Raw genomic sequence first — 21,279 nt, forward strand, 5'->3', positions numbered from 1 at the left:
GTATTCAGCTTCCCCTGGGCTTTTATTGGCTAAGATTCACACCCTTATAATTTTCGACGTAATAGCATCACGGCAATGGTTAAAAACACTAGGCTTGGTGCAATAGCCCCGAACACAGGAGGAATACCATACACTAAACTTAAAGGGCCAAAAAACTCACTAGAGATATAAAAGGTAAAGCCCGCCACAACACCAGAGAGAATCCTTGCTCCCATCGTCACACTACGTAACGGGCCAAAGATAAAGGACAATGCCATCAGCATCATCACCGCAATAGAAAAAGGCTGAGTGATCTTGCGCCATAATGCCAGTTCATAACGTGAAGCATCCTGCTCTGAGGCTTTTAAGTAATGCACATAATCGTACAAGCCACTGAGCGCTAACTCTTCTGGCTTCACGGTAACAACCGCCAACTTATCAGGAGCTAAAGAGGTTTTCCATAAATATTCATCCAGTGTTTGCTTCGTTATCATGATGTCGTTTTGAAAATCGGTTAATTCTACCTTCTTCATCAGCCACTGATTGTCTCCGAGATAATCCACTTGCTCAGCAAACACGACATGACGTAATTTTTTATGCTCATCGAAACGCCACATGTTTAGCCCATACAAGTGTTCGTTATCAATTTTGGCAACGAAGATGAAGTCATTGACATCGCGAGCCCATACCCCAGTTCTCACCGACAAAATATTGCCGCCAGAGGTCGCGAAAGCTCGCAAATCACGCGCCATTTTCTGAGCTTGAGGTGCCCCCCACTCGCCTAATAGCGTGACAATAATCATCAACGGGACTGCGGTTTTCAGTACCGATAAACCGATATCTAACTTCGAAAAGCCAGACGCTTGCATCACCACAAGTTCAGAACTTGCCGCTAATGCGCCCAAGCCTATCAACGCCCCCAACAGTGCCGCCATAGGGAAAAACATCTCTATATCTCTTGGCACACTTAGCACAACAAATAATAAAGCTTGTAGCAGATCGTAAGTCCCATCACCCACTTTTCTGAGCTGTTCGACATATTTAATGATGCCGGACAAGCCAACGAAGGTCACCAAAACCAATGTTGTGGTGGCAATAATGGTTCTACCGATATACCAATCCAATATTTTAAACACCCGTTAAGCCACCTTTCTCTTTTGTTTTAATCTATCTTTGAGCCTTCTCACTATCACACTATCTAGTGTGTTCGCAATGATAGCGGCGAACAGCAATGCGGCATTAATTGGCCACATGCCGACCGCAACCGGAATGGAACCATCTTCTAATGCCGATTTTGTTGCACTAATTGCTAAGAAATAGGTGAGATAAATAAGAATAGCGGGCCCCATTTTGGCAAAACGTCCTTGCCTTGGATTGACTGAAGATAAAGGCACGACCAACATGGTCAGTAACGGAATACAAACAACTAAAGAAATTCGCCATTGTAGCTCAGCCTGAGCGCGTTGATCGGCATTACGAATTAAATCTAGGGTCGGAATTTCTTCCCAATCTCGCCCCTTACTTTTCACTTCGCGTTGACCGATTAACCCTTCATATTGTTCAAAACGAGTAATCATATAATCGACTCGAGTCGGCACGCCTTCATAACGCACCCCATTATGCATGGTAATCACTTGTCGGCCATCACTGAGCTCTTGGACATCACCAGAGTCGGAAAACATCACACTCGGTAAAATGGACTGACGTGGCGAAAGTTGAGCGACAAACACATTACTTAGTTTTTTATTTTCTATATTATCAATAAAAACGACCGACGACCCATCTGGCGAACGCTGAAATTGGCCTTTTTGTAATAGATCGACACTATTTTCCGCCGCAAGCTGCTCAATTAATTGCGCTTCTTTGTTTTGACTCCAAGGCGATAACCAAAAAGCGTTAAATGCAGCAACACTCGAGGTAATGATCGCCAAATACAGCGCAGCTCGGATTAAAAACTTGTTACCAATCCCTGTCGCATTCATCACCGTAATTTCACTTTCGGCATAGAGACGTCCGAAAGTTAATAGAATACCAATGTACAAGCTCAGCGGTAGCATCAGCAGCCCCATGGCTGGCATATTTAAACCGACAATGGATAAAATCATCCGCGCAGGAATTTCACCGTCCGAAGCATCAGCCAGAACTCGGATAAATTTTTGGCTTAAAAACACCAAAAAAAGGACGAAAAAAATCGCAAATTGGCTTTTTAGTGTCTCTCGGATCAAATATCTAACAATAATCACGCTGAAATAACCTATGCAAAACTTGTTTTTTTGATTGAATCACTATAATTTCCTGTTGAACTGTTTGTTTTTTTAAATTTTCACTATTTGTTAGAACACCAACACTCAAAGGCGATTCCCAAAAGGATTCATCAAGTAAGAATGCATTATCTAACATTTAGTTCTATTTGTCTTTAAGATGTAGGAGTACGCATGGAGTTCAGTGTTAAAAGTGGTAGCCCTGAAAAACAACGTAGTGCATGTATCGTTGTTGGAGTCTTTGAACCGCGCCGCCTTTCTCCAGTAGCAGAGCAACTTGATAAAATCAGTGATGGTTACCTAAGTTCACTACTTCGTCGAGGTGATCTCGAAGGAAAACCGGGGCAGATGCTACTGCTGCATCAAGTACCCGGCGTGCTTTCAGAGCGAGTATTGCTGGTCGGGTGCGGTAAAGAACGTGAGTTAGGTGAACGTCAATATAAAGAGATCATTCAGAAAACGATCAGCACACTTAACGAAACTGGCTCAATGGAAGCGGTCTGCTTTTTAACCGAGTTACATGTTAAAGGACGTGACACTTATTGGAAAGTTCGCCAAGCCATAGAGGCGACCAAAGATGGTTTATACACCTTTGATCAGTTCAAGAGTGTTAAGCCAGAAACTCGCCGTCCACTGCGTAAATTGGTTTTCAATGTGCCAACCCGACGAGAACTCAGCTTAGGTGAGCGTGCCATTAATCATGGTTTAGCCATTGCTTCTGGCGTTAAAGCCTGTAAAGACTTAGGCAATATGCCACCGAACATCGCCAATCCAGCTTATCTTGCCTCTCAAGCTCGTCGCTTAGCTGATGATTATGCGACGGTGACCAGCAAAATTATTGGCGAAGAAGAGATGGAAAAACTGGGCATGACCTCCTACCTTGCTGTTGGTCGTGGGTCTAAAAATGAATCGATGATGTCGATCATTGAGTACAAAGGGCATCCAGATCCTGATGCCAAACCTATCGTCTTAGTCGGTAAAGGGCTGACTTTCGACTCCGGGGGTATTTCATTAAAACCGGGTGAAGGGATGGATGAAATGAAATACGACATGTGTGGAGCCGCATCGGTCTTTGGCACCATGAAAGCATTGGCGAAATTAAATCTGCCTCTGAATGTCGTGGGTGTACTGGCTGGATGTGAGAATATGCCGGGAAGTCAGGCTTACCGTCCGGGTGATATCCTAACGACCATGTCAGGACAAACAGTCGAGGTTCTTAATACCGATGCAGAGGGCCGACTTGTGCTATGCGATGCACTGACCTACGTCGAACGCTTTGAACCAGACTGTGTGGTGGATATCGCCACCTTGACTGGCGCTTGTGTTATCGCACTGGGTCACCATATTAGTGGTGTGATGGCCAATCACAATCCGTTAGCTCATGAGTTAGTTAATGCCTCCGAACAAGCCAGTGATCGTGCATGGCGCTTGCCGCTCACAGACGAGTACCATGAACAGCTAAAAAGCCCTTTTGCTGATATGGCAAATATCGGGGGAAGGCCAGGAGGAGCTATCACTGCCGGTTGTTTCTTGGCTAAATTTACTAAAAAATATAACTGGGCACATCTTGATATTGCAGGCACGGCTTGGAAGTCTGGCGTCGCGAAAGGTTCAACAGGACGTCCCGTCTCTATGTTAGTTCAGTTCCTACTCAATCGCTGTGGTCAAGAGACAGAGGAATAAACCTCATACTAAAAGGGCCAATTGGCCCTTTTTATCATCTGAGTAACTCTTATGACAACCGCTACCTTCTATCTCATTTCTGCCGATAGCCCGCAAGCAACGCCAACAGGGTTTAAAGACTATGTGGTTTATCTCGCACAATATTTTGCTCGGCAAGGAGCAAAAATCTATATACAGTGTCGTGATAAAAAGCAGGCAGAACAACTTGCTGAACAATTTTGGCAAGTCAAACCTGAGGATTTTCTTGCACATAATTTAGTTGGTGAAGGGCCCAAATATGGAACTCATATTGAAATTGGCTACCCAGAAGTCCGCCCTTCTCGTAATCGACAACTGGTAATAAATTTGGCCGATAATCATACAACCTTTGCGAACGCCTTCACAGAGGTGGTAGACTTCGTTCCTAGTGAAGAAAAAGCCAAGCAACAAGCTCGAGAACGGTATAAACAATACCGCCAAGCAGGATACCAACTGCAAACCATCGAGATAAATTACCCTTGAATCATTTATCCTTATAGTTAAGCTCTCTTACTTACCAAGAGAGAACTCACTTATAGTGATAAACCCAATTAACCATCAAAGTATCCATTTAAGAGCACTATGGAAAAGACATATAACCCAACATCCATCGAACAAGATCTATATCAGACTTGGGAAAAGCAAGGCTACTTTAAGCCTCACGGCGATACAAGCAACGACGCGTACAGCATCATGATTCCACCGCCAAACGTCACTGGTAGCCTACATATGGGGCACGCATTCCAAGACACCATCATGGATACCTTGATTCGCTGCCAGCGTATGAAAGGCAAAAATACCTTATGGCAAGTCGGTACAGACCATGCAGGAATTGCAACACAAATGGTTGTTGAACGTAAAATTGCCGCAGAAGAAGGGAAAACCAAACACGATTACGGTCGAGATGCCTTTATCGATAAAATTTGGGAATGGAAAAAAGAATCCGGTGGCACAATCACCCAACAATTACGTCGGCTCGGTGCCTCTGTTGACTGGGATCGCGAGCGCTTCACCATGGATGATGGTTTTTATAAAGCAGTACAAGAAGTGTTTGTGCGCCTTTATAAAGAAGATTTGATCTATCGCGGCAAACGATTAGTCAACTGGGATCCTAAACTGCATACCGCCATTTCTGATCTTGAAGTAGAAAACAAAGACACCAAAGGCCATATGTGGCATTTCCGCTATCCATTAGCCGATGGTGCAAAAACCGCCGAGGGCAAAGACTATATCGTGGTTGCGACCACGCGCCCAGAAACCATGCTTGGTGATACTGGCGTTGCCGTAAATCCAGAAGATCCTCGCTATCGCGATCTGATTGGTAAAGCGATCATTCTGCCTATCGTGGGTCGTCGTATTCCTATTGTCGGCGATGAACATGCCGATATGGAGAAAGGCACTGGCTGTGTGAAAATTACCCCAGCGCACGATTTCAACGACTATGAAGTCGGTAAGCGCCATCAGCTCCCCATGATCAACATTCTAACCCTTGATGCGAACATCCGTGATGCAGCCGAAGTTTTTAACTCAAACGGCGAAGCAAGTCATGCTTATAGCACAGAAATCCCAGCAAAATATCAAGGTATGGAACGTTTTGCTGCGCGTAAAGCGATCATCGCTGAATTTGAAGCGTTAGGTCTTTTGGAAGAAATCAAAGATCACGATTTAACCGTTCCTTACGGTGATCGTGGTGGCGTTGTGATTGAACCAATGCTGACCGACCAATGGTACGTGCGTACAGCACCTCTAGCAAAACCAGCGGTTGAAGCCGTTGAAAATGGTGATATCCAGTTTGTTCCAAAGCAATATGAAAATATGTATTTTGCTTGGATGCGAGACGTACAAGATTGGTGCATCTCTCGCCAATTATGGTGGGGGCACCGTATCCCGGCTTGGTATGACGAGCAAGGCAATGTATTTGTCGGTCGTAACGAAGCTGAAGTCCGGGCAGAAAACAATCTGGCAGCGGATATGGTACTGCGTCAAGATGATGACGTGCTGGATACTTGGTTCTCTTCCGCTTTGTGGACTTTTGGTACACAAGGGTGGCCGGAAAATACAGAAGCACTGAAGACATTCCATCCATCAGATGTATTGGTGTCTGGTTTCGACATTATCTTCTTCTGGGTGGCGCGCATGATCATGATGACGCTGCATTTTGTCAAAGATGAAAATGGCAAACCTCAGGTGCCTTTTAAGACCGTGTATATGACAGGCCTGATTCGCGATGAAAATGGCGATAAGATGTCAAAATCAAAAGGTAACGTACTCGATCCAATCGATATGATTGATGGCATTGATCTCGAATCGCTAGTCGCTAAACGCACTGGAAACATGATGCAGCCTCAGCTGGCTGCAAAAATAGAGGAAAATACCCGTAAAACATTCGAAAATGGTATTGAAGCATATGGCACCGATGCTTTGCGTTTCACACTTGCAGCCATGGCTTCAACGGGCCGTGATATCAACTGGGACATGAAACGCTTAGAAGGCTACCGTAATTTCTGTAACAAGCTGTGGAACGCGAGTCGCTATGTTTTGATGAACACTCAAGAGCAAGATTGCGGCTTTGCCGCTGGTGCTGAGCTTGAATATTCATTGGCTGATAAATGGATCGAGTCACAATTCGAATTGGCTGCTCAAGAGTTCAATAATCACATTGATAACTACCGGCTAGATATGGCAGCTAATACGCTGTATGAGTTTATCTGGAACCAATTCTGTGACTGGTATTTAGAGCTGACTAAACCGATCCTTTGGAAAGGCAGTGAAGCGCAACAACGAGCCACTCGTCGCACCTTGATTACCGTACTAGAAAAAACGCTACGCTTGGCACACCCTGTTATCCCTTACATCACAGAAACGATTTGGCAAAGTGTTAAACCTATCGTCGAAGGGGTCGAAGGTGACACCATCATGCTGCAAACACTGCCACAATATAATGATGCGAACTTCCATCAAGAAGCTCTGAATGATATTGAGTGGGTAAAAGCCTTTATCACCAGCATTCGTAACTTGCGAGCGGAATATGACATTAATCCGGGTAAACCATTGGAAGTAATGCTTAAAGCTGCCAATGAACAAGACGCCGCTCGCCTTGCAGCGAATCAACCAGTACTGATAGCTCTAGCTAAGTTAGAAAGCGTTCGCGTGCTGACCGACGAAGAAATCACTCCAGCCTGTGCGACCGCCTTAGTCGGTAAATCAGAGTTGATGATTCCCATGGCTGGCTTGATTGATAAAGAAGCTGAGCTGGAACGTTTAAGTAAAGAAATCGCAAAAACGGAAGGGGAAATTAAACGTATCGAAGGCAAATTGGGTAACCAAGGCTTCGTCGCTAAAGCTCCTGAAGCGGTTGTGGCCAAAGAGCGTGAAAAACTCGAAGGCTATCAAGAAACGCTAGTAAAATTAGCTGAGCAAAAAGCAACGATTGCCGCACTTTAATCAACGGTATAGTCACTCATCATCATTATAAGGCAGCGATTCGCTGCCTTATTGCTTGCTGCCGATAAAACTAAACGGTGACGCGACTCACCAACGATAAATCCGCTTCACATTATGGTCGAGGAAGCGTTTTATAGTCTGGTAATTTTCGCTCAGGATCAAAGTGGTGCAAAATTTCTTCCTGAGCCTCAGGATAAAAATCACAAGGTACGAACAGAGTACGTAGCCAATGACTGCGCGGATGATAAAAACTGAGTTCTGCTGCATGTAGTTGTAAACGATTAGCAAAAGCTAACGCTTCAGGAGAAGCATAAAACTCATCGCCGACAATAGGATGACCAATCGCAAGTAGATGTACGCGAAGTTGATGTGAGCGCCCTGTGATCGGAAATAAGCGCACAATGCTTGTTTGCTCTTCTTGTTTGACGACCTGATAAAGGGTTGTTGAGGCTTTGCCGTGCTCAAAACAAACTTTTTGTTTCGGACGATTAGGCCAGTCACAAATCAATGGCAGCTCGATGACCCCTTGCGACTGCTCGATATTTCCCCATACCCGCGCGTAATACACTTTATGGGTTAAGCGATATTGAAACTGCTTTTTTAACGCCGCTTCCATGTATTTATTTTTGGCAAATAACATTAATCCTGATGTCGACATGTCGAGTCGATGAACCACTTGAATCTCAGGGTAACGCTCCACTAAGCGGCTCCACATGCTGTCGTAATGTTCTGCATGCTTACCCGGAACCGAAAGCAGCCCTGACGGCTTATTGACCGCTAAAATATAGTCATCTTCGTACACGACATCAATCCACGGTTCAGTTGGTGGATGATACTCAGTCATTGCCATCAATTACATCTCATTTACTCAAAACGCTGCATTATATACCCAAAACTGACAAAGTTGCAGCGCCATCAAGCTCAGCATAAATCGGTATTTTTGCCTCATTTTCACGACGAATGATACTGAGCATAGAAGCGATGGAGCCGTTCAATTGAGATGATAAAGCTCAGCATCACCGTCCAATTTAAATGACAACAATGTAAATAATGATTGACATACTAATTAGAAGTGATATTAATCATGGGTATTGACAATAAAGAACACCAAAGAAAGTTGTCTCGTTTTTCGCATAATAACAACCCACAGAACGATGAATACCGCTATTGAAAGAAATCACCCTAATTGGCCTCGATTACCGGCTTATTAAGATGCACTAGACCAATCGGTTTAAACATCAGCAACATCGAGTATCAATAGCTCAGATATATAAGGAACAAGCATGGAAAACACCGTCCCTTACTCATCCTCGGCCAAGCTTTCTTTCGCTCAGCTGATTCGGGCACTTGGCCCTGGCATTATGATGGCAGCTGCTGCGGTAGGCGGGTCACATCTGGTTGCCTCAACTAAAGCGGGGGCTATCTATGGCTGGCAGTTGGCGGCTTTGATCTTACTGGTTAATCTCTTTAAGTACCCCTTCTTTAAAGCCAGTGTGCAATACACCATGGGAACCGGGAATAGTCTCGTCGAAGGTTATGCGAAACTCGGTAAACCTTACCTATGGATTTTTGCCATTCTCAGCGTCTTCTCTGGCATCGTCAATACCGCAGCACTGCTGATGTTCAGTGCCAGTTTACTGGGATACTTTATTCCTTTTCAGTTATCTATGCCGACACTCAGTGCGCTGATTCTCATCACTTGTTTGGTGATTCTATTGACGGGACACTATCGAGCATTAGATCTGTTGTCCAAAACCATTATGGCGGTGCTCACTCTTGCGACATTAACAGCAGTATTCATTGCAGCAACCAACCCTGCGCCTGTTACCATGGCAACACAAGCACCTTCCCCTTGGAATATTGCCGCCATCGGTTTTATTGTTGTCACCATGGGATGGATGCCAGCCCCCATTGAAATTTCTAGTCTCACTTCAATGTGGTTAAAAAGTCAGTGCAAACAACGATCCGTTACCCCTCAATCCGCCTTATTTGATTTCAATGTCGGCTACATAGGGACAGCCATTTTAGCGATTGTCTTTCTTGCATTGGGCAGCTTAGTGCTGCATGGCACCGGTGTCGAATTATCTAAATCCGGAGTCGGATTTTCTCATCAATTGGTTGGATTGTATGCCTCGACCATTGGTGAATGGTCAAGATACTTGATTGCTGTCATCGCTTTTTTCTGTATTTTTGGCAGTACCATTACCGTGATTGATGGCTATTCCCGAGTGATTGCTGAATCTCAACGGCTCCTAAGCCATCAAGCACAACCATCCCCACGAGTTTTTCAGTCATGGATGTTTGTGGTTTCAGCATTAGCCTTAGCGATCATTATCTTCTGGGCATCCGCATTAATGCCAATGCTAGACTTTGCCATGGTGATGGCTTTTATGACCACTCCGATTTTTGCGCTGCTAAATTATGTTCTGGTCACCCGAACACCGCTGCCTAAAGCACTACAAGTTGGGCCAAAATTAAAAGCCTTATCTCTTGTTGGATTACTCTATTTATTCGGCTTCTTAGCACTATTTATTTGGTGGAAATGGTTAATGTAACTAACCATGTTGTTCGGCTATCGAAAATAAAGGCCTTCATTTTGAAGGCCTTTATTACAAATAATCATTGATTAGTTATGAGTGACGACGATCAACCGTAGCGAATCTAACTGATATTGCGCTTGGGAAATATAGCCTGTTAATAATGTAATTTGCTCCTCCAAGACGCTAATTTCTTCGTCTCGAATATTAGGATTGACCGCTTTCAAAGCCAACAACCGCTGCAACTCTGCATTCAGGCTATGCTGCATCTCATTTTCAGCCCGCTCACGAATCGCCATGACTTTTTCGCTGACCAATAGGTCACTTTCGGTGATCAAACGGTGAATTTCCGCTTGTACTGAGCTGACTAATTTGCTCGCTAAATGACGATTCACGGGGCTTAGTTGGCGATTAAATGCTTCAAAATCTACTTGCGAAGATAAATCGTGACCACGTGCATCTAGCAACATGCGGATCGGAGTCGGCGGTAAAAACCGGCTGATACCACTACTTTTCGGTGCTTGAGCGTCAACCAAATAAACCATTTCTAACAAAATGGTTCCTACAGGGAGTGCTTTATTTTTCAGTAACGATACCGCACAAACGCCGACACCTTCACTCATCAGTAAGTCAATTCCCCCTTGGATCATCGGGTGTTCCCAACTGATAAAGTGCATATCCTCCCGCGCAAGAGCGGTATTTCGATCAAAGGTAATTGTCGCACCTTCATAAGGTAGACCAGGATAACTAGGCACCATCATATGCTCAGAAGGCGTCACTACTAGCGCATTTTCACCACGATCATCTTGGTTAAGGCCAATCGTATCAAATAGACTCAAGGCAAAAGTGACTAAGTTGGTATCACCATCTGTCTCGGCAATAGACTGGGCGATTTGCTGTGCTTTTTCACCCCCATTGGAATGCATTTCTAACAGTCGGTCACGCCCTTGCTCTAGTTGGCTTTTTAATAATTTATTCAGTTTTGCTGACTCGTCAATCACCGCATCCAGTTCACTACTCTCTCTGCTCGCCAGCATGGCGATCAAACGTTCAGCAAATTGGTCATACACTGCGCGTCCTGTTGGGCAGGTTTCAGCAAAAGCATTCAAGCCTTCATGGTACCAACGGGCTAGAATCGCTTGCGATGTCCCCTGCAAGTAAGGGACATAAATATCAATATCATTGTGTTGCCCAATTCGATCCAAGCGGCCAATACGTTGTTCAAGTAGATCTGGGTTAAATGGTAAATCAAACATCACCAACTGATGCGCGAATTGGAAGTTTCGCCCCTCCGATCCAATTTCACTACAAATAAGAACCTGCGCCCCCCCTTCTTCCTGAGCAAAATAGGCCGCTGCTTTGTCCCGTTCTAAGATTGACATACCTTCATGGAAGACTGTTGCCCGAATGCCTTCCCGTTCACGCAGCGCTTGCTCTAGCTGCAAAGCCGTGCTTGCCCTTGAAGCTATCACTAAAATCTTTTCACCGCGCTTCGCTTTTACCTTTTCAATCAACCAGTTAACACGAGAGTCAAACTGCCACCAACTCGCATCATCCCCTTCAAACTCTTGGAAGATCTCTTCTGGGTAAAGCATTTTCATGGCCCGAGCCTCAGGGCTTAACTTACCGCCAATCATGCCTGCGACTCGCATAGATGTACTGTACTGTTCAGGAATCACCATCGGTAATAAATGGACATTGCGTACTGGAAACCCTTTGATAGCAGCTCGAGTATTTCTAAATAACACCCGCCCGGTACCGTGGCGGTCCATCAAGTTACTGATTAATTCATCTCGAGCGGCCCTCTTTTCCAAGTCATCTGCTTGACTTTCCAAGACATTTAGCAATGGCTCGATATCTTGCTCACTCAGTAACTCACCAATTTGATTCTTCGCTTCATTACTCAAAGCCATACCAGAAAATAATGCACTCACCGCATCAGCGACTGGCGCATATTGTTCTTCTTCTTTAATGAAAGCATCATAATCATAGAATCGGTCAGCATCGAGTAAACGTAAACGAGCGAAATGGCTTTCTCGCCCCAATTGTTCAGGCGTTGCCGTTAACAATAAGACGGCAGGGGTACGTTCAGCCAATGCCTCAATCACTTGATATGCACGGCTGGGTTTATCTTGGCTCCACTGCAAATGGTGGGCTTCATCCACCACCAGTAGATCCCAATCTGCATCTAATGCTTGCTCAAAGCGTTGTCGACGTTTGCGCAGAAAATCAAGTGAACAGAGTACATATTGCTGGGTATCAAACGGATTATCCGCTTCGCTAATGGCTTCTTCGCAACGCTCTTCATCAAATACCGAAAAGTGCAAGTTAAACCGGCGTAACATTTCCACTAGCCATTGGTGCTGAAGGGTTTCAGGCACCACAATTAAAATTCGCTCAGCCCGTCCAGATAACACTTGCTGATGAATGATCATGCCCGCTTCAATGGTTTTACCTAAGCCAACTTCATCGGCTAATAATACTCGTGGGGCGTAACGACGCCCGACTTCATGGGCAATATATAATTGATGAGGGATCAAACCAGCACGCATACCACATAAACCTCGCATTGGGCTTTTATGCTGTTGATATTGATTGCTTAACGCTCGGTAACGTAAAACAAAGTTGTCCATCCGATCAATTTGACCGGCAAACAACTTATCTTGAGGCTTGTTAAAACGAATTTGGTTACTCAGGAAAATTTCCCGAAGTGCGATGCCCGATTCTTGCGTGTCTTCGCGGGTTCCTAGGTAAGTGAATACACCTTGCTCTTCGACGACTTGCTCAACATGCAGTGACCATCCTTCTTGGCTATCAATGGTATCTCCTACATTAAATGTCACTCGTGTCACTGGCGCATCATGCCGAGCATAGACTCGGTTTTCTTCTGATGCAGCAAACATTAACGTCACCGTGCGAGCATCCATGCCGACCACAGTGCCTAAACCTAAATCACTTTCCGTATCACTTATCCAGCGTTGCCCCAAAGCAAAAGTCATTAATCGACTACCTCATCAATTTGGATTAGACATAAAGTTATTGAGAACTCTGCGCCTTGTACAAAAAAAGTCTAATCGCTCTATTATTCCGGCGCAGAAAAAGACCGCTAATCTTACTTGAAGCTATGAAGTAGGTCACGTTCATTCCCTGCTTTTTTTCCTAGCCTCTTCACTGACATCAAATCGTCATATTTCTATGTCATGAGTGAAGAAGAACTTCGCGATGCTTTGTCAAATGATAGCCACTGAGTAGCAAGGAGACGCTTATGGGCGATAACAACCGGAAACTGTTTGTACTAGATACCAATATTCTACTTCATGAACCACTCGCTATATACTCCTTCCAAGAACATGATGTGGTCATTCCAATGACCGTACTCGAAGAACTTGACCGAATTAAAGACAGTAAACGCGACGTCGCTCGCGATGCCCGAATCGCGATTCGAGCGTTAGAAACGGTGTTTCATGATGCAACCCCTGATGCGATTTCCGATGGAATCCCACTAACGCAACAGGGTCTGCAAGGGGGCACGATTGCTATCTTAGCCGACTACGATGTCCATGAAACCATCAAAGCATTTACCGATAAAGAAGGCGATAATCGAATTCTCAATGCGGTACTACACCTACAAAACAAGCGCGCGCCTCGTGCTGTCGTACTGATCACCAAAGACATCAACATGCGCTTACGGGCAAAGGGGGCCGGGGTACGTTTTGTAGAAGATTACCGCACCGATCAATTGATTGATGACGTGCAATACCTCACCAAGGGGTTTCAAACTCGTCCTGGTAATTTCTGGGCTGGGGTGGAAAATGTCGAAAGTTATACTTTAACTGGCAAAACGTTCCACAAGCTCGCTCGTCAACCTTTCGAACCCACTTATTTAAACCAATATGTTCTCGATGAAGAAAGTGACTTTGCCGCTCGAGTCGAGCATTTAACACCAGACTCGGTCACCCTGCGCGATCTCAGTCGAGAACGGATGATGCATCGCAAAGTATGGGACATCACACCCAAAAATATTTATCAAGCGATGGCGCTCGATGCTTTGCTGGATCCCGATATTGATTTAGTGATTCTCACCGGAGCAGCCGGGAGTGGTAAAACATTATTAGCCATGGCGGCGGCTTTAGAACAAACCATCGAACGAAAACAGTTCGACAAAATCATTGTCACGCGCAACACCCCTGATATTGGAGAATCCATCGGTTTTTTACCGGGTAGCGAAGAAGAAAAAATGATGCCTTGGCTCGCCGCCATTACCGATACTCTAGAAGCGCTACATAAACACGATCACTGTACGGAAAGTTCACTCAAATACATCTGCGATAAAGCCAATATTCAGTTTAAGTCGATTAACTTTATGCGCGGCCGATCGATTCAAAATGCTTTTGTGTTACTCGACGAGTGTCAAAACCTTACCGCTTCACAAATCAAAACCATTATTACTCGCTGCGGTGAAGGCACCAAAATAGTCTGCTCGGGTAACTTAGCGCAAATTGATTCTCACTATCTCACTCCAGTTACCTCAGGGCTCACTTACATGGTTGAGCGGTTCAAAAACTTTGAAGGCAGTGCCAACATCCACCTTAATGGGGTGGTGCGTAGCCGATTAGCTCAATTTGCTGAAGAGAATTTATAATCAATTATGGTGAGTTAATCAGTTGACTCACCATAAATTAAAAAATAATTATTCACTTTATGTGTATTTTTATGCTTTACTAGTCTCTCTATTGATTGACGACTAAAGGACTGGGTATGGCTTTTAATTTACATCACCGTAATTTTCTTAAACTCTTGGATTTTACCACCAAAGAAATCCAGTTTCTGTTAGACCTCTCTGCCGAATTAAAAAAAGCAAAGTATGCAGGAACTGAACAGCAAAAATTATTGGGTAAAAATATCGCCCTGATTTTTGAAAAATCCTCGACAAGAACTCGCTGTGCATTTGAAGTTGCCGCGTTTGATCAAGGTGCTCAAGTCACGTACCTTGGGCCATCCGGCTCACAAATTGGTCATAAAGAGTCGATGAAAGATACCGCTCGTGTCCTTGGCCGAATGTATGATGGTATTGAGTATCGTGGCTATGGACAAAGCATTGTTGAAGAACTTGGCCAATACGCTGGTGTACCGGTTTGGAATGGATTGACGGATGAATTTCATCCGACTCAAATCTTAGCTGACTTCCTAACGATGCAAGAATACTCTTCCGGCAAACCGTTGAACCAAGTCAGCTTCGCCTACCTTGGTGATGCTCGTAATAATATGGGAAATTCATTGATGGTAGGGGCAGCTAAAATGGGGATGGATATCCGTTTAGTGGCACCCAAAGCTTTCTGGCCTGAAGCTCAATTAGTCGAGACCTGTCAAACCATTGCAAATACAACAGGGGCAAAAATTACGTTAACCGAAGACATCACACAAGGAGTTACTGGGTGTGATTTCCTCTATACCGATGTATGGGTGTCAATGGGAGAAGATGCCGCAGCTTGGGATGAGCGAGTGGCTTTAATGAAGCCATATCAAATTAATATGGACGTTATCCAAGCCACCGGTAACCCTCAAGTTAAATTTATGCACTGCTTACCCGCTTTTCACAATGATGAAACCACCGTAGGTCAGCAAATCGCAGAAAAATATGACATGAATGGTTTAGAGGTCACAGAAGAGGTCTTTGAATCCGATTACTCGATTGTTTTTGATCAAGCAGAGAATCGGCTGCATACCATCAAAGCGGTCATGGTTGCTACACTAGGCGCATAACACAATACTAACGAGACAAAGTACCAACGAGACACAGTACCAACGAGCAAAAACTCAAGCAAACGCTTGCCTTGGTCAAAGTTCAGCGTATAATGCGCAGCAATTTGTCTGAGGGGTAGCCAATGAAAAGAAGCCACATTGTTCATGTTGCTAAGATTCATTTCAGAGAGCAAGTATGCTTACTCTGTATGGCGTTATTTCCCCCTTATTAGATATGACATAGCCTCCCAGATCGGGAGGCTTTTTTATGGCTGAAAGAAAAATATAGGGAAGAAGATCATGGCGAATTCGCTTTACCAAAAGCACATTATCTCCATTTCTGAGCTTTCACGAGCAGAGCTGGAATTAATTGTTAAAACCGCAAGTCAGTTGAAAGCAGAGCCAAAACCGGAGCTGATAAAAAATAAAGTCGTCGCAAGCTGCTTCTTTGAACCGTCTACCCGCACTCGCCTCTCATTTGAAACCGCAATTCAACGCATTGGTGGCAGTGTAATTGGCTTTGATAGTGCTGGTAATACCTCGCTAGCCAAAAAAGGAGAAACGCTTGCCGACTCCGTTCAAGTGATCACCACTTATGTTGATGCCTTTGTAATTCGTCATCCACAAGAAGGCGCGGCGCGCTTGGCTGCCGAATTTTCTCATGGTGTCCCTGTTATTAATGCAGGCGATGGTTCTAATCAGCATCCCACACAAACGTTGCTTGATCTTTTTACTTTATTTGAAACCCAAGGTCGATTAGATAACCTCAATATCGCCTTTGTCGGGGATCTAAAATATGGCCGTACCGTTCATTCTTTAACTCAAGCTTTAGCTAAATTTGATAATAACCGTTTCTTCTTCATTGCTCCTGAAGCACTAGCTATGCCTGATTATATTTGTGAAGAACTCGATGAAGCCGGTATGCAATATAGCTTTCATACTGATATGGAAAGCGTCATTCCTGAACTCGACATCCTCTATATGACCCGAGTACAAAAAGAGCGTTTTGATGAGTCTGAATATGCTCATATCAAATCGGCCTATGTCCTGACCGCTTCCTTACTTGAAGGGGCACGCGATAATATGAAAGTGCTCCATCCTCTGCCTCGTGTTGATGAAATCACTACCGATGTTGATAAAACACCACATGCTTATTTCTTTCAACAAGCAGAAAATGGCGTTTATGCGCGTGAAGCCTTACTTGCCCTTGTGTTAAACGAGTCACTGTAATTGGAGCCCATCATGAATAAAGAAACCAAACTGCAAGTTGAAGCCATTAAAAACGGCACCGTTATTGACCACATTCCGGCTAAAGTCGGTATTAAGGTGTTAAGGCTCTTTGACATGCATAACACCAATCAACGCGTCACCATTGGCTTAAATCTCCCGTCATCTGCACTGGGACACAAAGACTTACTAAAAATTGAAAATGTCTTTATCAATGAAGAGCAGGCCAATAAATTAGCTTTGTATGCTCCCCATGCCACAGTGAATCAAATTGAAGATTATCAAGTCGTTAAAAAACTTGCACTTGAGTTGCCACCACAAATCAACAGTGTCTTTGCGTGCCCAAATAGCAATTGTATTTCCCATAATGAACCGGTAGAAAGTAGCTTCCGTATCCTAGAAAAAAACCACGATATTCGCCTCAAGTGTAAATATTGCGAGAAAGTTTTTTCACGTGAAGTCGTCACAGAGCGCGACGCATAAATCGCTCTTCACTCCTTATGTTCTCTGACATCGGGAGTGAAAACAACGCCCGCTTCTCATGCGATTGCCTCTTTACCTAACACATCTTTAAGGGCACACTAAAAGTTCTTTTTAATCACCAAGATGGAATCCCTAGCATGACAAAAGTTCTGCATACTGACTCAGCTCCAGCCGCCATAGGCCCTTACGTTCAAGGGGTCGATTTAGGTAATATGGTTCTAACTTCAGGTCAGATCCCTGTCAATTCAGAGACAGGTGACATACCTACCGGTATTGCCGCTCAAGCCCGCCAGTCGTTAGATAATGTAAAAGCCGTCATTGAGTCATCCGGCTTAACAGTGGGTGATATTGTGAAAATGACGGTCTTTGTTAAAGATTTAAATGATTTTTCAACCGTCAACCAAGTTTACGGGCAGTTTTTTGATGAGCATAATGTTGTCCATTACCCGGCCCGCTCTTGTGTTGAAGTGGCACGTTTACCCAAAGACGTTGGTATTGAAATCGAAGCAATTGCCGTTCGTCATTAATTGACAGGCCAGAGAGTCCAATAAAAAGGTTGCTTTTAAAGCAACCTTTTTATTTATTGAGGTGAATGTTATTTATTGAGGTGAATGAATATTGGCTCCATTAAGCTGAGCGACTTCAGCATCCAATTCAGTCAATTTTGCTAACATGTCCTGATGACACTGCTGAGAAAGCATTCGAACCTGCTCTTTATTTAAGCCAGCCGTACTGACCGGAGGCAACATTTCAACGATCACATGGCCGTTATTCCAACGGTTAAGTTTTAGATGATCTGTTGAGCTGCAGACAATTGGAATAATCGGCACTTGAGCGCCTATCGCCGCATGGAAAGCTCCCGCTTTAAAAGGTAGCAATCCTCGACCGCGAGAGCGTGTCCCCTCTGGAAACATCCAAACAGAAACGTCGCTATTTTTCATGCTGTCGACCACTTGATCAATGGTTCCTTTCGCTTTGGATTTATTCGCTCGATCAATCAAAATGTTGCCCGTTAGCCAATATAGCTGCCCAAATAAGGGCATCCAAGCTAAGCTTTTCTTGCCCACGGTCACCACTTTCGGCGTTACTGCCGCAGACACGGTGAAAAGATCCCAAGTATTTTGGTGGTTCGCAATATAAATGGCTTGACCCCGTTGGTATGCGTTATCTGGTATACGCAACTCTAAAGTAATACCAAAAACTTTCGACATTGCAGCAAACATGCGGCCAAAAGTAAAAACATGCTTGGGGTTACGCGGGCTAAATAAACAATACCCACAGCCAAATATAAACATCACCACCGCAAACAACGCGACGGCTAAAATTCGCAATAAAGCAATCATCCAGGTTCTCCAAAGGAGCTTGAATAAAAAACCGAAACCCTTGGATTTCGGCCCATTAACAGACAAACCGTTTAGCTTGACTCGTGAATGCGCTCAATATGAGCGCCCAACGCAGAAAGCTTATTTTCGATACGCTCATAGCCACGATCAATATGATAAATACGATCGACGATGGTTTCCCCTTTGGCAATACAGCCAGCAATCACCAGGCTAGCAGAGGCACGTAAGTCGGTTGCCATCACCTGTGCACCACTGAGTGAATCAACATCACCACAAATCACCGTGTTGCCCTCAATTTCCGCTTTTGCCCCCATACGCATTAACTCAGGCACATGCATAAAACGGTTTTCAAAGATGGTTTCCGTGATTACGCCCCCCCCTTTGGCAATCATATTTAATAAAGTAAACTGAGCCTGCATATCGGTTGGGAAACCAGGATGGGGAGCAGTACGAATCGAAACGGCTTTGAGTTCTCGATCGGTCATATCGAGACTGATCCAATCATCTCCCGTTTCAATCACGGCCCCAGCTTCTTCAAGTTTAGCAAGTACCGCTTCTAATAAACTGGCTTTGGTATTACGACAAATTACTTTGCCATGAGAAACCGCCGCAGCCACTAGAAAAGTCCCAGTTTCAATGCGATCCGCCACAACAGCATGTCGACCACCGCCAAGCCGTTCAACGCCTTCAATCGTGATGGTATCGGTGCCTGCGCCTGAAATTTTTGCTCCTAACGTATTTAAGAACATGGCCGTATCAACAATTTCCGGCTCACGCGCAGCATTATCTAAAATGGTTGTCCCTTCGGCCAATGTTGCCGCGCACATAATTGTAATGGTCGCGCCTACGCTGACTTTGTCCATGACGATATGTGCACCTTTTAAACGTCCATCAACCTGTGCTTTAACATAGCCGTCTTCAAGGGTAATGGTCGCCCCTAACTGCTCCAATCCGTGAATGTGCAAATCGACTGGACGAGCACCAATAGCACACCCTCCAGGTAGGGAAACTTGCCCTTGTCCAAAACGAGCCACTAGTGGGCCCAAAGCCCAAATAGAAGCCCGCATGGTTTTGACCAAATCATAAGGAGCGCAATATTGATCGATTTGACTCGCATCCACGTGTACTGAGCCATTACGCTCAACGTTTGCACCTAAACGTTTAAGCAGTTCCATCGTGGTATTGATATCGCGTAGATGAGGAACATTAGCAACTTCAACGGGCTCTTCAGCTAAAATAGAAGCAAATAAAATTGGCAGTGCCGCATTTTTTGCACCAGAAATAGTCACTTCACCTTGTAGTGGTAAATCAGACCCAATAACTCGAAATTTTTCCATTAAAAAACCTTACAGCGACATCAACTTTTTATTGCGCGCCCACTCTTGCGGGGTAAACGTTTTGATTGAAACAGCATGAATATCATTACGTTGGATATACTGCATCAGCGGTGCATAGATCAGTTGCTGTTTCTTTACACGGCTCATACTTTCGAAACTTTCATCAACCGCGATGACATCGTAGTGGCTTCCTTCACCTTTGACGTGAAGCTCTTGAAGGTTGAGTGCTTGTTCTAATATTTGTTGTACTTGTGCGCTATCCACAGTTCACTCCTGCTGATGGTTGATATGCTGAGCCAGCATCGTTTCAATATTGCTCAACTGAAATAATGTGCGCAGTTGTTCGGGCACAAAACTGAGTATTATATGGCAATTTTGGTTTTTTGCATGCTCTATTAAGTGAATTAACATCACCATCCCTGCTGAATCAATTCGTTCAACGTCGGCTAAAGACACATCACATTGCGAGGCACCGGCTCGCCATGATTGAATTTCAGACCATAAATGAGGAACAGTCTCTCGGTCTAACGCACCACGCAGCAATATCCGTTCTGCGTTGACAACCTGCCATTGAGGGTGACTCATTAATTATTACTCTCAAAACGGATGGGTTGATCTGCCAGAGTTTGTAGCTCTTTGGCTACCGCCAAAATCCCTTCTTGACGAATTTTACCACTCCATTCTGACTGTTTACTCGAAAGTAAACTGATACCTTCGGCAACCATATCAAAGGCTTTCCAATTTCCGTCTTTTTCTTTACGTAATTTAAATTCCAAATTGATATTCGGGCGTGGGGTATCAATAATCTCGACTTTTATACTGGCAATGCGCCGATCATCAGGAATGGCGGTCTCTGGCCCAAAAACAATCTCTTGATCGCTATATTGGGTAAGCACTTGCGCATAACTGCTAACTAAATAGGCACGAAAAGCATGGATGAAAGTACCCACATCTTCTCGCTTCGCTCCTTTCAGGTGAGGTCCGAGTAACTTTAAGGCGGCATATTGCTCATTCACATAAGGCATCAGTTCTTGTTCAACAATCACCTTCAAATGCTCAGGATTATCATGAATAAGCTTTTGGTCAGCTTTGAGCCGGTCAAAGGAAACTTGGGCCACTTCTTTCATCATTAGATATGGATCGGCTTGATCAATCACCACTTGTGCCACGCTGGCCCAAGAGCACAAAAGAGTCATTAACACCGTGAGTGAACGTTTCAGCATAA

General features: G+C 44.4%; 18 protein-coding genes. 9 read left to right on the forward strand and 9 right to left on the reverse strand.

Annotated elements, in window-relative coordinates:
* Positions 1 to 44: 44 nt before the first annotated feature.
* Both lptG and lptF read right to left on the reverse strand, forming a co-directional pair.
* Positions 45 to 1,115: an LPS export ABC transporter permease LptG gene (gene lptG, locus FKN05_RS12795; RefSeq protein ID WP_161426967.1), complete on the reverse strand. Its 1,071-nt coding sequence runs from the start codon at positions 1,113 to 1,115 to the stop codon at positions 45 to 47.
* A 3-nt stretch (positions 1,116 to 1,118) separates the two neighbouring features.
* Positions 1,119 to 2,222, reverse strand: coding sequence for an LPS export ABC transporter permease LptF (gene lptF, locus FKN05_RS12800; RefSeq protein WP_161426966.1), 1,104 nt, complete (start codon positions 2,220 to 2,222; stop codon positions 1,119 to 1,121).
* A 192-nt stretch (positions 2,223 to 2,414) separates the two neighbouring features.
* Here lptF and pepA point away from each other — a divergent pair, with 192 nt between their 5' ends.
* The 3 genes from pepA to FKN05_RS12815 all read left to right on the forward strand — a co-directional run bounded on the left by pepA (position 2,415) and on the right by FKN05_RS12815 (position 7,385).
* Positions 2,415 to 3,923, forward strand: coding sequence for a leucyl aminopeptidase (gene pepA, locus FKN05_RS12805; protein ID WP_099610405.1), 1,509 nt, complete (start codon positions 2,415 to 2,417; stop codon positions 3,921 to 3,923).
* A 51-nt stretch (positions 3,924 to 3,974) separates the two neighbouring features.
* Positions 3,975 to 4,424, forward strand: coding sequence for a DNA polymerase III subunit chi (locus FKN05_RS12810; protein ID WP_099610406.1), 450 nt, complete (start codon positions 3,975 to 3,977; stop codon positions 4,422 to 4,424).
* 99 nt (positions 4,425 to 4,523) lie between these two features.
* Entirely contained in the window at positions 4,524 to 7,385 is a 2,862-nt protein-coding gene (locus FKN05_RS12815; protein ID WP_170887710.1) for a valine--tRNA ligase, read from the forward strand.
* 112 nt (positions 7,386 to 7,497) lie between these two features.
* On the opposite strand, the gene rluA is transcribed toward FKN05_RS12815, so the two are convergent.
* On the reverse strand, positions 7,498 to 8,235 hold the full coding sequence (rluA, locus tag FKN05_RS12820) for a bifunctional tRNA pseudouridine(32) synthase/23S rRNA pseudouridine(746) synthase RluA (protein ID WP_170887711.1): 738 nt from the start codon (positions 8,233 to 8,235) through the stop codon (positions 7,498 to 7,500).
* Positions 8,236 to 8,668: 433 nt separating this feature from the next.
* On the opposite strand from rluA, the gene FKN05_RS12825 reads away from it, so the two are divergent.
* Positions 8,669 to 9,940: an Nramp family divalent metal transporter gene (locus tag FKN05_RS12825; RefSeq protein WP_099610409.1), complete on the forward strand. Its 1,272-nt coding sequence runs from the start codon at positions 8,669 to 8,671 to the stop codon at positions 9,938 to 9,940.
* Between the two features lie 71 nt (positions 9,941 to 10,011).
* Here FKN05_RS12825 and rapA read toward each other — a convergent pair whose 3' ends face one another.
* Positions 10,012 to 12,921: an RNA polymerase-associated protein RapA gene (gene rapA, locus FKN05_RS12830; protein WP_170887712.1), complete on the reverse strand. Its 2,910-nt coding sequence runs from the start codon at positions 12,919 to 12,921 to the stop codon at positions 10,012 to 10,014.
* A gap of 266 nt (positions 12,922 to 13,187) precedes the next feature.
* On the opposite strand from rapA, the gene FKN05_RS12835 reads away from it, so the two are divergent.
* The 5 genes from FKN05_RS12835 (at position 13,188) to FKN05_RS12855 (ending at position 17,901) form a co-directional block, all read left to right on the forward strand.
* Entirely contained in the window at positions 13,188 to 14,564 is a 1,377-nt protein-coding gene (locus tag FKN05_RS12835; protein WP_170887713.1) for a PhoH family protein, read from the forward strand.
* Positions 14,565 to 14,680: 116 nt separating this feature from the next.
* Positions 14,681 to 15,685 (forward strand): ornithine carbamoyltransferase, encoded by a 1,005-nt coding sequence (locus FKN05_RS12840; protein ID WP_170887714.1) that lies wholly within the window; start codon positions 14,681 to 14,683, stop codon positions 15,683 to 15,685.
* A gap of 279 nt (positions 15,686 to 15,964) precedes the next feature.
* Positions 15,965 to 16,894 (forward strand): aspartate carbamoyltransferase, encoded by a 930-nt coding sequence (gene pyrB, locus FKN05_RS12845; protein ID WP_161426959.1) that lies wholly within the window; start codon positions 15,965 to 15,967, stop codon positions 16,892 to 16,894.
* A gap of 12 nt (positions 16,895 to 16,906) precedes the next feature.
* Complete coding sequence (pyrI, locus tag FKN05_RS12850; protein ID WP_099610413.1) at positions 16,907 to 17,374, forward strand: aspartate carbamoyltransferase regulatory subunit; 468 nt, start codon at positions 16,907 to 16,909, stop codon at positions 17,372 to 17,374.
* A 137-nt stretch (positions 17,375 to 17,511) separates the two neighbouring features.
* Positions 17,512 to 17,901 carry a RidA family protein gene (locus FKN05_RS12855; RefSeq protein ID WP_170887715.1) on the forward strand — a complete coding sequence of 130 codons (390 nt, stop codon included), beginning with the start codon at positions 17,512 to 17,514 and terminating at the stop codon, positions 17,899 to 17,901.
* A gap of 72 nt (positions 17,902 to 17,973) precedes the next feature.
* Here FKN05_RS12855 and FKN05_RS12860 read toward each other — a convergent pair whose 3' ends face one another.
* The 5 genes from FKN05_RS12860 to FKN05_RS12880 all read right to left on the reverse strand — a co-directional run bounded on the left by FKN05_RS12860 (position 17,974) and on the right by FKN05_RS12880 (position 21,277).
* Positions 17,974 to 18,717, reverse strand: coding sequence for a 1-acylglycerol-3-phosphate O-acyltransferase (locus tag FKN05_RS12860; protein ID WP_170887716.1), 744 nt, complete (start codon positions 18,715 to 18,717; stop codon positions 17,974 to 17,976).
* Positions 18,718 to 18,788: 71 nt separating this feature from the next.
* On the reverse strand, positions 18,789 to 20,054 hold the full coding sequence (murA, locus tag FKN05_RS12865; RefSeq protein WP_170887717.1) for a UDP-N-acetylglucosamine 1-carboxyvinyltransferase: 1,266 nt from the start codon (positions 20,052 to 20,054) through the stop codon (positions 18,789 to 18,791).
* 9 nt (positions 20,055 to 20,063) lie between these two features.
* Complete coding sequence (ibaG, locus tag FKN05_RS12870) at positions 20,064 to 20,318, reverse strand: BolA family iron metabolism protein IbaG (RefSeq protein WP_099610417.1); 255 nt, start codon at positions 20,316 to 20,318, stop codon at positions 20,064 to 20,066.
* Positions 20,319 to 20,321: 3 nt separating this feature from the next.
* The gene (locus FKN05_RS12875; RefSeq protein WP_170887718.1) at positions 20,322 to 20,639 is read right to left on the reverse strand and encodes an STAS domain-containing protein; all 318 of its coding nucleotides are present in this window, start codon (positions 20,637 to 20,639) and stop codon (positions 20,322 to 20,324) included.
* A complete protein-coding gene (locus tag FKN05_RS12880) occupies positions 20,639 to 21,277 on the reverse strand; it encodes an MlaC/ttg2D family ABC transporter substrate-binding protein (RefSeq protein ID WP_099610419.1) in 639 nt (212 codons plus the stop codon). Before FKN05_RS12880 ends, FKN05_RS12875 begins: the two co-directional genes overlap by 1 nt.
* Positions 21,278 to 21,279 lie beyond the last annotated feature (2 nt).

This window comes from Vibrio sp. 1-1(7), from assembly GCF_013048485.1.
In the GTDB taxonomy this organism is placed as follows: Bacteria; Pseudomonadota; Gammaproteobacteria; order Enterobacterales; family Vibrionaceae; genus Vibrio; species Vibrio fujianensis.